Source organism: Bradyrhizobium sp. 63_E2_N1_3 (assembly GCF_052076005.1).
In the GTDB taxonomy this organism is placed as follows: Bacteria; Pseudomonadota; Alphaproteobacteria; order Rhizobiales; family Xanthobacteraceae; genus Bradyrhizobium; species Bradyrhizobium barranii.
Window position 1 is genome coordinate 2,309,602 of sequence record NZ_CP197235.1, and the last position, 13,031, is coordinate 2,322,632.

10 protein-coding genes are annotated in these 13,031 nt (G+C 60.8%); 2 read left to right on the plus strand and 8 right to left on the minus strand.

The genetic code is table 11. The features are described 5' to 3' along the window. Window positions 1–37 precede the first annotated feature (37 nt). Window positions 38–3,067 (plus strand): response regulator, encoded by a 3,030-nt coding sequence (locus AB7531_RS10785; RefSeq protein ID WP_256376498.1) that lies wholly within the window; start codon window positions 38–40, stop codon window positions 3,065–3,067. 92 nt (window positions 3,068–3,159) lie between these two features. On the opposite strand, the gene AB7531_RS10790 is transcribed toward AB7531_RS10785, so the two are convergent. From AB7531_RS10790 to AB7531_RS10825, 8 genes are all read right to left on the minus strand, one after another. Next, window positions 3,160–3,489, minus strand: a complete 330-nt coding sequence (locus AB7531_RS10790; RefSeq protein ID WP_245328568.1) for a response regulator — start codon at window positions 3,487–3,489, stop codon at window positions 3,160–3,162. Between the two features lie 146 nt (window positions 3,490–3,635). Continuing rightward, window positions 3,636–3,992: a PRC-barrel domain-containing protein gene (locus AB7531_RS10795; protein ID WP_063981714.1), complete on the minus strand. Its 357-nt coding sequence runs from the start codon at window positions 3,990–3,992 to the stop codon at window positions 3,636–3,638. A 219-nt stretch (window positions 3,993–4,211) separates the two neighbouring features. After that, window positions 4,212–5,096 (minus strand): hypothetical protein, encoded by an 885-nt coding sequence (locus tag AB7531_RS10800; protein ID WP_441279947.1) that lies wholly within the window; start codon window positions 5,094–5,096, stop codon window positions 4,212–4,214. Between the two features lie 694 nt (window positions 5,097–5,790). Further along, window positions 5,791–6,408 carry a LabA-like NYN domain-containing protein gene (locus AB7531_RS10805; RefSeq protein ID WP_028160060.1) on the minus strand — a complete coding sequence of 206 codons (618 nt, stop codon included), beginning with the start codon at window positions 6,406–6,408 and terminating at the stop codon, window positions 5,791–5,793. 2,277 nt (window positions 6,409–8,685) lie between these two features. Then, the gene (locus tag AB7531_RS10810) at window positions 8,686–9,882 is read right to left on the minus strand and encodes an MFS transporter (RefSeq protein WP_063986161.1); all 1,197 of its coding nucleotides are present in this window, start codon (window positions 9,880–9,882) and stop codon (window positions 8,686–8,688) included. Window positions 9,883–10,198: 316 nt separating this feature from the next. Further along, window positions 10,199–10,924, minus strand: coding sequence for an SOS response-associated peptidase (locus AB7531_RS10815; protein ID WP_063981715.1), 726 nt, complete (start codon window positions 10,922–10,924; stop codon window positions 10,199–10,201). Between the two features lie 2 nt (window positions 10,925–10,926). Then, complete coding sequence (locus tag AB7531_RS10820) at window positions 10,927–11,376, minus strand: hypothetical protein (protein ID WP_063981716.1); 450 nt, start codon at window positions 11,374–11,376, stop codon at window positions 10,927–10,929. 30 nt (window positions 11,377–11,406) lie between these two features. Then, window positions 11,407–11,775: a hypothetical protein gene (locus AB7531_RS10825; protein ID WP_245328570.1), complete on the minus strand. Its 369-nt coding sequence runs from the start codon at window positions 11,773–11,775 to the stop codon at window positions 11,407–11,409. 168 nt (window positions 11,776–11,943) lie between these two features. Here AB7531_RS10825 and ku point away from each other — a divergent pair, with 168 nt between their 5' ends. Then, on the plus strand, window positions 11,944–12,870 hold the full coding sequence (gene ku / locus AB7531_RS10830) for a non-homologous end joining protein Ku (RefSeq protein ID WP_063981718.1): 927 nt from the start codon (window positions 11,944–11,946) through the stop codon (window positions 12,868–12,870). The last annotated feature ends 161 nt before the right edge of the window (window positions 12,871–13,031 follow it).

Here is a 13,031-nt window from a genome sequence, read left to right on the forward strand (position 1 = left end):
AGTCTACGACCAGGGCCTGTTCGCCGCGCGCCTCCGCCTGGACGGGACGGTCCTCGACATCAATCGGTCGGCCCTCGAGGTTTGCGGCTTCCAGCGTGCGGACGTCCTCGACCGCCCGTTCTGGGAGTGCGGTTGGTGGAATCGGTCGCAGGAGGTGATGGCGTGGGTCCGTCACGCCGTCGAGCAGGCTATAGCCGGCGAGCCGTTCCGCGGCGAGTCGCTGTATTTTTGGGGTGACGGTTCGGAGCACATCGTTGACTTCGCCTGCATGCCGGTGCGGGACGCGTCCGGCCGCGTGGTCGTCGTCGTGCCGACGGGCATGGACGTCACGGAACGGGTCAGGGCCGAACAGAACCAGCGGGAGTTGGAGGCCGAACGCCGGCGAGCCGAGGCGCTCGCCGAGATCGACCGCGGCAAGACGCGGTTCTTCTCCAACATCAGCCATGAATTCCGCACGCCGTTGACCTTGATGCTTGGGTCGCTCGAAGAGATGAATCGCGAGTCTGGTGGAGCGACGATTCCGGCCGCGTACTTCGATCAGATGGACCTGGTCCACCGCAACGGCTTGCGCCTGCTCAAACTTGTCAACACGTTGCTCGACTTCTCGCGGATTGAGGCGGAGCGCGTGCAGGCCGTCTATGAGGCGACCGATCTCGCCGAGATGACGGCGCATCTTGCCAGCGAATTCCGCTCGGCGATCGAGAAGGCTGGTCTGACACTGGTCGTCGATTGCCCGCCGCTTTCGGACACCGCCTTCGTCGACCGGGAAATGTGGGAGAAGATCGTCCTCAATCTCCTGTCCAATGCCTTCAAGTTCACATTCGAAGGTACGATCGAGGTGTCCCTGCGACAGGCAGACGAGCAGTTCGAGCTCGTCGTCGCCGATACCGGCACCGGCATTTCGACCGCTGAGCTGCCTCGGCTGTTCGAGCGCTTCCACCGCGTGGAGGGTGCGAGGGGCAGGACCTACGAAGGTTCTGGCATCGGGCTTGCGCTTGTGCAGGAGCTTGCGAGGCTACACGGCGGCGAGGTCACCGCCGAAAGCGAACTTGGCAAAGGCTCGACATTCCGGGTGACGATACCCAACGGCACCGCTCATTTGCCACAACGGCAGATCGGCGGCGTCCGCACGCAAGCCTCGACGGGCCTGAGCGCGAGGCCGTTCGTTGAAGAGGCGCTGCGCTGGCTTCCCGATACCTCGGCCGTGCCTAACGAGATCATCGAGGTCGCGTTGCCCGTGGAACAGGCTGCTGCGCCTCAAGCGCAACGGCCGCTCGTTTTGCTGGCGGACGACAACGCCGACATGCGCGAATATCTGACGCGCATTCTCGGCGAGCATTACCGCGTCCACGCGGTGCCGGACGGTGAGGCGGCCTTGGAAGCAATCTCCCGAAAACTGCCCGATCTCCTGCTCAGTGACGTGATGATGCCGCGGATTGGCGGGATGGAATTGCTGACGCGGCTACGCGCAGACCCCCGCACCAGGTCACTGCCAGTGATCCTGCTTTCAGCGCGTGCGGGCGAGCAGACCAAGGTCGAGGCCCTCCGTGCCGGCGCGGACGACTATATTGTGAAGCCGTTCACTGCGCGAGAACTGCTGGCGCGCGTAGACGCGCATCTGAAGATCGCAAGCGTGCGTGGCGAGGTGATGGAAAGCCTTCGTCAAAGCGAAGAACGGTACCGCGCCTTCGTCACCGCGACCTCGGACATTGTCTATCGCATGAGTCCAGACTGGAGCGAGATGCGCAACCTCCAGGGCAAGGACTCCGTCCGCGATACGGAGAGCCCGAGCAAGACCTGGCTCGAAACGTACATTCATCCGGACGATCAGCCGCAGGTCTTGTCGGCCATCGACGAGGCGATCCGGACCAAGACACCGTTCGAGTTCGAGCATCAGGTCAAGCAGATCGACGGTACGTTGGGCTGGGTGCACTCGCGAGCCGTTCCGGTGTTCGACGAGGACGGCGAGATCGTCGAATGGTTCGGATCCGCGCGCGACGTCAGCGAGCGAAGGCGGCACGACGAGACGCAGCGCCTTCTGGTCAGCGAACTCAGCCACCGCGTGAAGAACATGCTCGCGGTCGTCCAGGCGATCGCCCAGCAGACGCTCCGGCGCGCGAAGGACCCGGCCGAGTTCGCGGTGAGTTTCGGCGGCCGCATTCAATCGCTTTCGAGTATGCACGGGCTCCTCAGTCAGTCCGGCTGGCAGCACGCGGATCTCCTCGACATTCTGCGCGATCAGCTTGCTGCGCACGATGCTTCTCGTGTGGTAGCTTCTGGTCCCCCGGTACGGCTTGGGCCGCAGGTCGCGTTGCACGTGGCACTGATGCTGCACGAACTCGGCACCAACTCGGTCAAGTACGGCGCCCTGTCGAAGCCCGAGGGTACTGTGTACGTGGGCTGGGCGGTGAACGACGACAAGCTGCGGCTGGAATGGCGCGAGCGAGGTGGGCCGCCGGTCAAATCGCCCCTCAAACGCGGCTTCGGAACCAACCTCATCGAACAGACCGCGAAGAGCGAGGGTGGAAGCTCTCACGTGTCCGCGGAGGCGGAGGGCTTACGCTGGGAGATCACGCTGCCTCTCAGCGCGGAAAAATCGATTGCGCCGGAAGAGCGCGGCCGGTCCACATCGTCAAGTCGTCCACGCAGCATGCGTCAGGCCGCACCAGCCGAACCGCTCAAAGGCAAGCGATTCCTGATCGTCGAGGACGAGCCCCTGATTGCGCTCGACATCGTCGCTGGTCTGGAAGGCGCCGGTGTGAACGTCGAGGGTCCCATCGGTTCGGTGAAGGACGCGCTTCGGGCGGTCGAGGAAGGTTCGTTCGACGGAGTGCTGCTTGATGCCAATTTGCGGGGAGAACCCGTAGACGAGATTGCTGCGGCGCTCACTCGGCGGAATGTCCCATTCGTGTTCGTGACGGGTTATGGGCGTCAGGCGTTGCCGGAAAGCTTCGCTCGGTCGATGGTGCTGACGAAGCCCTTTACGCAGGAACAGTTGCTTCAGACGGCCTCGCAACTCGTGGGGTCGGAACGCTCGGGCCTATACTTGCTCAAGGACCGCGGCTGACGCAGCGGTTCGTTTGCGGCTCGGCTTCAGCAGTGACATGCACGCCTCGTCAGACGGCCTGGTTCTCGGCCTAGCAAGAACGTTGATCTTCATCAAGAGCCATCGATGGAACTGCAAGGGCCCCTATGCTCGATCCGCAGAACCCGGCTGACGGCCCTGACGACGTCGTCCGCATGATAGGGCTTCTGCGGTGTTAGCCTTTCGGACACCAGACGGGGTGTGACGGGAGAGAAACCGGTCGCATAGATCACGGGTAGATCGGGGTCGTGTTCTCGAGAATGTTCGGAGATCTTCCATCCGTCGATGCCGCCGGGCAACCTGACGTCGGTGATCAGAACGTCGACAACCTGCCGCCCGCACCACGCCAATGCCTCTGCGCCATGCGCCGCGTAGTCGTATCCTTCCTCCCGCCAAGTTTCCACGACGAGCTCGCGTATGAGGCGTCGTCCTCGACGACGAGCATCGCACTGGCGACTCCTTCAACTGACGGGTGGAGCGCTTCTGCCGACAGCAGGCGCGTTGACCGGCGCGGCAGGCCCGCTCTCGCAAGCGGGCTTGCCGGTAACCGTCAGAACCCAGAATAGTAGTCGTTCACCGCTCTTGCGCGTCCCGGGTCGTTCCAGTCCCAGGCATTGTCGTTGCCGTACTTCGGCGCGCCCTGAAGCCTGTCGGCGGTAAGATTGGTCCGGTAGCCGCCAAGACCTGTGTCGTACTTCAGCGATTGCCAGGGCAGGGGGTAGTGATCGTCCCCGATGCCGAGGAAGCCACCGAAGCCGAGAACCGCGTACGACACTTGGCCGCTGACCTTGTCGATCATGACGCGCTCAATCGAACCGATCTTCATGGCGTCGGACCCATAGACCGCTGTGCCTTCGACCTTGTCGCTACCGATCAGCGTACCTGTTTCACGCCTTTCCGTTTCCATCGTCGTCTCCTCCTAGAAACATTGACGCACGACAACTGCGATCGAGAGGCGATCGTTCCTACGTTTTAAAGGTTCGGCGGGAGAGCTATGGAAAAGCGAGCGACGCGGCAAAAACTGATCTCGTACTTCGCGCGTCGCGATGAATTCACCACCCCCGACAACCGGCGCAGCGGAAGGTCACAGGATTTCCAGCCTGTCACCCTGTGCGGAAAAATGAGGTTAAGGTAGTGGCCGGGGATCCGCGACGCGGCTTTTGTGCCATCGATTGGAATGAGCCATCCACTCGGAAATCGGCTCGCCATCGCGATGCCGGCCTCCAGCTTCTGCACCAGCCCAAGCCGCCGCGGCTCCGAACAGCAACGCTGCAGCCGCCGAGAAGGCGATGATGATACTTGCCGCACGAGCCCTCGAGATCGCGCTCTTCGCATTTGCCAGCGTCGTATCAACTCGCCTCTCGGCGTCCGTCGCTGCGAGCCCGGTCAATGCAGTGACCTGCTGAACAAGATAGGTGCGATCCTCGGGGAGGACGCCGCCGTGACTCGAAGCAGTGGCTAGAATTCGCGCGGCTTCAGCACGCTCACCCGTCAGATCAACGTTCGGCGGCCGCCGGGGCGCACGGAAGAGATGATCAAGCTCGTAACTTAGGATCGACGGTTCGGTAGCAGACGGCGGTTGAGTCGTTGCGGACGGGCGGTTTGCAGCACCCGCTATCAGCGCGGTCAGAACAGCTCCGATTAAGACCGCGAGCGCCCAGGCAGCAACGCCATACAGTCCGTCGCGCGTCTCGATGTCATCGGTCGCGGAAGCGTAAGGTGGCCGCACGCGCCCGGCAAAATAGCCGCCGCAGCCAAAACTGATGAGGGACTGAAAGATCAGGTAGACGCCCGACAACAGCCATAGCGCAACGGAAGCATCTCTCCAGGTCAGCGCAGCGGAGGCCATGCCCAGTCCAAGCGCTGTTCCAAAGGAGATCAGTATCAGGGACAAACTCGTAGCGACGAAGGCTCCAACGACGATGGGTGTCCACTGCAATCCCCAGAGCCTGGTTAAGTTGGATGCGGTGGCTGTTTCGGATGCGATCCCGGAGATTGGTTCAATGGCCATGGCGTCTACCTGAGACCGAGTAGAGACAAAATGAACATGACGATGACGATCAGGCCAACGAGATAGATGATTCCATTCATGCGAAGTCCTCCTCTTCGCCACTTCAATGCCAGGCGTGCGTAAGGGTTCCTCGATCCAGACGTTTCCCGCCAGGTGGCGCACTCGCGCGACTCCGGTCGTAAAAGAACAGCCGCGTTGGCGGGGTAAGACAACGCGGCTGGGAAGCAAATCCCCGGAGGAGCCAGGCTTACTTCCTGTTGCTTTGGGGCCGGCCTGATCGCTGCCGGGACCAGAGCCGCCCTGGCCGGACGCGTCAGGCTTCATCATTCCGCCCTTGGTCATGCCGTACTTGTAAAATCCTCACATGCCGTTTCTCAAGGTCGGGGAGACGGCCCCGGTTGGGGGGCTTGGGGGCAAGTAGACCGGGGCTGCTCCGCCAGCATCGGCGGCGATGCTTGGCAGGTCCTCAATTGGCCTTCGGCGCTAGTTGTTCCGCGCCGGTCGATGCAGACGCAGATTCGGCGTCGGTCGCCGGCAGGAATGCGAAGCTGGCAGCATATTTTCGCGTCTGGGATGCGCCAGGCATTGCCGTATCTCGGAATTGGTTTATGCGCGTCGCTGACTGCTTGGATGTCGGTAATGCTGTTCTATTGAAGTGGTTCTGCCGCAAATTCATCGATGCGGGCGACCCTTACTAGCCAGGAGGGTCGTTTCCTTTCGGCTCTTGTAAGAGTTTCGGCATGTGTCCCCGCGGTTCGCGATCACGTGGGGCAGGGCGCTCGGATGGGACGCGGCCAAGCTTCGGCTGCAGCTCGACGAGATCCGTAAAGACGTCGGCCTGGCGGCGCAGCTCGTCGGCGATCATCGGCGGCTGGCTGGCGATAGTGGAAATCACCGTGACTCGCACGCCGCGGCGCTGCACGGCTTCGACCAGAGAGCGGAAGTCGCCATCGCCCGAGAACAGCACCATCTGGTCGATGTGTTCGGCGAGCTCCATGGCGTTCACCGCGAGCTCGATATCCATGTTGCCCTTGATCTTGCGGCGGCCGGATGCATCGACAAACTCTTTAGTCGCCTTGGTGACGACCGTGAACCCGTTGTAGTCCAACCAATCGAGCAGGGGACGGATCGAGGAAAACTCCTGATCCTCGATGACTGCGGTGTAGTAGAATGCCCGAAACAGTTTCCCGCGGCTCTGAAATTCCTCCAGCAGGCGTTTGTAATCGACGTCGAAGCCCAGGGCTTTCGCCGTCGCGTAAAGATTCGCGCCATCGATGAAAAGCGCAATCTTGTTAGTCGACGCGGATGACATGACTTGCGGGCTTTCCAGAGAGCCGATTTAGGTCTTCGCCGAGAGACCAGCAATTGAACGAAGGACTTCGAGACGCACGAAAAATACTTTAAGCTTCAAGCAATCGCATGGCGAGGAGGAACTCCTTAGCCACAAAGAAGTTAGCCCATTTAAAATTCTTGAGTAATGTGGCTATTTTAGGTGGTCGTTTTTGGAGTATGCGTCTCATGAGCGATGTGGATTTTCCTGTCTTTGATAGTTCGATCACACGGCGCGGTCGCGGCTGGCGCTGGTGTGTTTCTGGCGAAGCGGGTAAAATCGTCCTGCAGGGTACTGAGCGCAGCCGACCAGCGGCACAGTATATGGCTGCACGAGCGACTTTTTTGCTGCTCCTCACCGCGTCGTATTGGAGACCCAGCAATGTGCCGCTTCCGGTTGACGTATACCCGGTTGAGATAATTCCCAACGTGCGCCCGAACTCAACTGGCCTGAGATAGCCAAAGGCCGATTGCGCTTGGATGCTCTCGGACTCTCGGAAAAGGCTCTCCATCGCGGCGTTCATGAGAGGGCTCGCGCAGTGTGGCGTGGCGCGTACGGATCTACTTTGCAAGAACCAATTCGTTGATTGGAAAAACGCTTCCGGTGCGTAAGCGCTGGGAGTGTTTGCGTCTGCGAGAACGAACGACGCCGGCAGCCCTATCACGTCGTACTCAAATGCCACCCCTTAGGGGTCATTCTCCTCGAACCGTTTCTGCGGCATCGACACTGGCGAAGACCTTGATTTGGTCGACGTCGCCGACCTGTTTGGCGGTGTTCACGTAGACGAAGACGGTCATTGATCCCTCTTCAGCTTGCGCCGGCTTAGGTCTTTGGAACGGATCGGACTTCCTGCGGGTTAAGCGCGACAACCCTGGGAGTTTGCGGTGAAACTAATCCTACTATTAGCAACCGGCTTGGCTGTCTCGATTGCTGCTGCGTCGGCGCAGCCCGCCGGCTCACCAAGCGGACGTGGGGCGGTCAATGGTGACCCGGCAGCCAGCTCGACGGCGCCGAGCAGAGACCCGCGTGGCACCACTGGCATGTCGCCTGGTTCGAGTAGCGGAAGTGGTACGTCCACTTCTGGCGGCAAAGACGACAATGGAGATCAGGGTCGAGACAAAATGCCAGACAGCAACAAGACGGTCCGGCCCGAGAACCAGCAGCCGGCAAAGCCGCAGTAACGCCTAAATTCCCGCGTGGATCGACTCTCGTCCGAAGTTCTGGTGTCGCAATTCGGACGGAGCAAGCGACCTCAGCTTTGGAAGGGGGATAGCTGAGGCCGCTTGAGCTTCGGAACGGAGGCGAATCCAACCGACGCTCAGCGAGGGTAGGCTGCATCCATTCCCACGCATGGTCCACTTGTGAACAATGCCGCCGCGATGTTAGCGCGCGTGCTTTACGTCTCGTGAACGTCCTCCGTCTTGCGCGAAGGGCCTCACGTTGAACTTGCCGAATTTCGATAGGCTTCGGTATTTCAACGGAGGTGTGCTCGGCGTCATCCAGAACTATGTTGCCGCGCTCTGAAGTGAGCGAGGAAATGACGGGCCGCCGCAACAAGGACAATCCGCCTATCCTCATCTGCCAAGAATGTAGGCGACCGATGGTGTATCTCGCTACACTTCCGAAGATTGCTAGCCTGCCCGCAGTACACGCTTACTTGTGTCGACCATGCCAGCGGGTCGATAGCATTACGTTGAAGTAGGGCCGACGCAGGCATCTTTTAAGCTAGCCGTCCTGGTACCGAATGCCGAAATTGTCGCAGGTCAACGCAAAGGCTTCCTTCGCCTTTGCATCCTCAAAGCAGAAGCGAGTGCCGATGTCTGCGCGATCGGTCCACCACCCAATTTGGTGCCCTTCGCAATGCGAGCAGCTTCTCCGCGCAGCAAATCCAACTGTTTTCCAGCCGCGTGAACGACTAAGCAATTTTCCTTTGTCATGAATGCGGTCCTCAAAAATGAAGCAACGACACCATTTTGATTCCGACAAAAAATGAAAATAGTGTGGCGGCTGGGGTGCTAGAACGAAGGCCGCACCAGGGGGACTGCTGCGACCTCATTCTCGAAAAAAATCGGGTGAAATGATCTAAGTGAAATATGCAGCCATCCCCGGTGATCAACAACCTACCGCAGCTCGGTCGCAGCGCAATGTCAGCTAGGTCACACCGGGAAACCTATTTAATGCGCAGGCACGACTTGCTCAGAAGCCCTTCGCTTAGGCAGTCTGGACGGCTTCGTCGCGCGCTCCTCGTCATGACAATCCCTAATAATTCTTGACGGCCGGGCTAAACACCAGCCACAGCGCGACTGACACCAGCCCAAAGCAGCCGAGCAGCAGGAAGGTCGGGCCGTAGCCGATCCATTGCGCGATCCAGCCGCCGAGTGCGGGACTGAGGCTTGCGCCGATCCCCTGCACGGTGATCACGGCTCCCTGGCCGAGATTGATGCGGCCACTGCCGTTGAGCGAGCGCGCGACCATGCCCGGGACAGCGACAGTCTGCAGTCCGGTCCCGATGCCGTCGAGCACCTGCATTGGTACAACACCCCACCATCCCATGACGAAGAAAGCGAGCACGCCGCGAACAGGCAGCATCGTGAAAGAGACCAGCAGCACTGGCCAGTAGTTGCGCTTGCCCGCGACTTGCATGCCGACTAGCGATGTCGCGATCATCACGCCCTGCGCGATCACCACCGTGATTGCTACGAAGCTCGGACCGTCGGCCTGTGCTTCTGCGACGGCCGCAAGGCCATAGAGCGGGACGATCGCGGCGTTGCCGAGATGGAAGATTGCGAGCGCCAGCGCAAGCACGAGCAGCGGCTTGTGCTTGAACAGGATGGACAGACCACTCGGCGGGCTATCCGGATCGTCCTCCTTGCCGCCGCGCGCGGCGCGATCGTCGATCGCCTTGGCCGGGATCATCAATACGCAAGCCACCGCGATGGCGCCAAAAATCGCGGCGAGTACGAACACGGTCACGTAGCCGAATTTGTAACCGAGATAGCCCGACAGCGCCGCGCCGACCATGTTGCCGGCATGGTTGAATGCCTGGTTGCGTCCGTTCAGCGCATTAAAGCCTTTTTGATTAGCGATGCCGAGCGTGATGCCGGTTACTGCCGGCACAATCGCGGCACTCGCCAGCGATTGCGCAACCTGCGAGAACGTCACCGCCCAGAAATTCTGTGAGATCAGGATGATTGCGGATGCCAGAACGACACAGATGCCGGGGATGACGACCCACAGCCGCTTGTTGCGGCTAGAATCGATGAAGCCGCCGATCGGTGTCGTTACCAGCATGCCCGCGACATTGCCGATCGTCATCGCGGTGCCGATCAATCCGGTGGCCCAACCACGCTCCTGCAGGAATACGCCCACGAACGGCCCGATGCCCGACTGCATGTCGGCCATGAAAAAGTTGACGGCGTAGAGGGGCCAGATGCGGGAAGGGGAGCGCGATATCATAGAGAGGCCGAGCGTGAAGCTGCCGATCGAATAGAGTCTCGCGCAAGCGGACATGGCCCGCCGATGGCCGGAGCGGACTGGAAAATAACCTGTGCCCATCATGTTAGTTCCGCCGACCTTGGCGATTAGAGTGCAACGACGTCACCTCGCTAATGCCTCGCGCTCATTTCTGGATCTCTGCCATGCCTCTCTGGACCTGCGCGGACCCGCCCATGCGCGGTCCGTTTCCCGGCGAGAGGTTAGCTTATGGCGGCGAGCTCGAGGAGCTTCCGCGCGGCGGCCTTGGGTCCGGCGTTGGGACGTTCCCCGACGAGTTTTATATTGCGGCCAAATCTTCTTTCACGCCACGTGCCACGATTCGCAACGCGCCGTCTGCAAGCGGACGCTGAAGTTCTTTGGCTTCATCCCAAGGCGCCTTCATCCAAGTCTCAACTTCACCCGGCGTGGTCAAAACAACGGGCATCGCTTTCGGGTGGGCGGCGTATACCTCGGCGTTTGGCTCGGTGGTGAGAAATCCATCGAGGTCGTTGGTTGTCTCGCCTTCCTTGACCTTTCGCACTGAAGTCCAGTTCGTCCAGATGCCTCCGAACGCGAGCAGCGGGCGGCTCTCATCCGGAGCAAACCACACTGGCGCCTTCTCGCCGTCGATGGTGTCGTATTCGCTGAAGCTGGTGAACGGCACCAGACAGCGATTGTCTGGCCCGAGCCATCGCTTCCAATGCTTGCTGCTGGTGTTGCGGATGTTGGTCGTGCCACTGTCCGGCTCCAGCCGCAGCAGCTCCTTGAAGTCTACCGTCTTGCCCTTGGCTTCAAGTTTCTCTGCGCGTTTCCTGGTCGCATCCATGAGCGCCTGCGCCGAAGAAGGCATGCCCCAACGTGCCATGACGAGCTCGCGTCCCTCGGCCCCGTTGCGAACGATCGGCGCTGGGTAGTCCGGAAAGATGCCCGTCATCGACGGCAGGTTTCCGACGCGGCTGTTCAGCGCCCCGAACAAGCGGCGGATCGCATCTACGTTTTTGGTCATCGAATAGAGATTGCACACAGTCAGGTCTCCGGAACGGCCAGGCGGGAGCGCGATGCGAGTTGCAGAAGGGTAGCTGAAGGCCGGCGACCTGCTTTGCTACATTTGCTGCAGCGGAGGCGGCTCGCCAAGTCATGGACGAATGTGGTCGGTGGATGGCGCAGCGCCGCTAGGTCGACGTCTCGCCGGGTTTTGCACCGCGAGCACTCGATCTCAAGCCAGGCGTAACCGCCGTTGATGGCCTGATCGACGGTCGGCGATGGGTCGATCGGTCCTCCTTCGGCCCATATTTTCTCATTCCACGATTCGCAGAGCAGCTTGTCGGCTTGTCGGATGAGGATCTCGCCCTTGGCGCGGGCTTCGGCAGACTGGCCCGCGAGAATCGTCGTCATCGTGCGCGCCCTCCCCAATTCCTTGGTGAGCGCCTTGCGGTCGCCGCCGCTGAGGGGCGTCGGGTGATGTTTCGGTGCCATGGCAGCATCCAGTTCCGGCCGCGCCGGCGACTACTCGAACGCAGGCCAGCAGCCATCTTCCTCGTGGCGCCCGGTCCGCTGCGTGCAGGTATTGTCCAAGAGCCGCCGTCCGACATCCTTCCAGAGCGCCTCCCGACCATAAAGGCGGACGGCATCGACCTTCTGAATCTCGACGACCCTGGCGCAGCGCCGGCACCCCACCCTCAGAATATGTTGAGGAATCTGGCTCAACCGCAGCGCCCCTCCAGATGGGCCCGACCTGCTCTCTGCGCGAGGGTCGTCCAGAAGCGCCTGCCAGTATTCCGGCGGCAGATCAGCTTCCGGAGCCAATCCGGGCTCCCGAGGCACGTTTCTACCGACGAAAGCGGCCATCTTATCCATCTCCTTCGGGTTCGGCATGCGCCAGCTCACGGGTCGGTCCGTCATGCTTCAATAGAACATAACAGGAACAAAAGAGTCGATAGCCGGCATGAAAAATATCCTCTGGTGGGCCCGTCCATGCTGTCGGGACCATGCCCTGTCGTTCGTCTTGAATCCGAGCCGTCCCGAACTGGAGTTCTGCGTAACATGGCCCCGAGAGCCAACTGGAAAGGCTTCTTGCGTCTGTCGCTCGTCACCTGTCCGGTGGCTCTCTACCCGGCGACATCGGAATCCGAAAAGATCTCGTTCAATCAGCTCAATCGAGCGACCGGTCACCGGATCAAGTACGTGAAGGTCGACGCCGATACCGGTGACGAGGTCGCGAACGAGGACATCGTCAAGGGCTACGAACTCGACAAAGGACAGTACATCGAGGTCACCAAGGAGGAGCTCGAGGAGCTAGCGCTGGAGTCGACGCGGACCATCGAGATCGACGAGTTCGTCGACAAGGCAGACATCGACCCGCGCTATCTGATCCGTCCGTACTACCTGCGTCCCGACGGCAAGGTCGGTCACGACGCCTTCGCGGTGATCAGGGAGACCATCCGGGAGATGGACAAGGTGGCGATCGGCCGCGTGGTTCTCACCAACCGCGAACACATTATCGCGCTCGAGCCGTTGGAGAAGGGTCTCGTCGGTACGCTGCTGCGCTACCCCTACGAGGTCCGCTCCGAGCAGGAGTACTTTGACGAGATCCAGGACGTCAAAGTCACCAAGGACATGCTCGACCTCGCAAGGCACATCGTCAACCAGAAGACGGGCACGTTCGACCCCGAGAAATTCGAGGATCATTACGAGACCGCGCTGGTCGACCTGATCAACCAGAAGCGCGCAGGCAAGACCATTCGCCCGAAGGAACGGCCCAAAGGCGAAAACGTGGTCGATCTGATGGAGGCGCTGCGGCAGAGCGTCGGTCGGGAGGCTGCGCCGGCGAAGGCAGCAAAGCCCGCCGAGAAGCCGCGCAAGGCGGCGGCGGGCCAAAAAGAGATGCTGATGACGATCCAAGGCAAGAAGCCGGTGAAGGAAGTAGCGGCGAAGAAACCCGTGTCGGGCCAGCGGCGGAAGTCGGCTTAGGCGGGGTGACCGCCGCTTTTGACGGCGAGTTCAACCGATCGCTGGATGTCTGCTTTCGGGGGCAGACCAGATATAGCAAAGGGAAGCCGCCACTTCCGCTAATGACCCCATAGCGGACATCTCTGCCTCGCGAGACCCGCACTGCGTGACAGTCGTGCCAC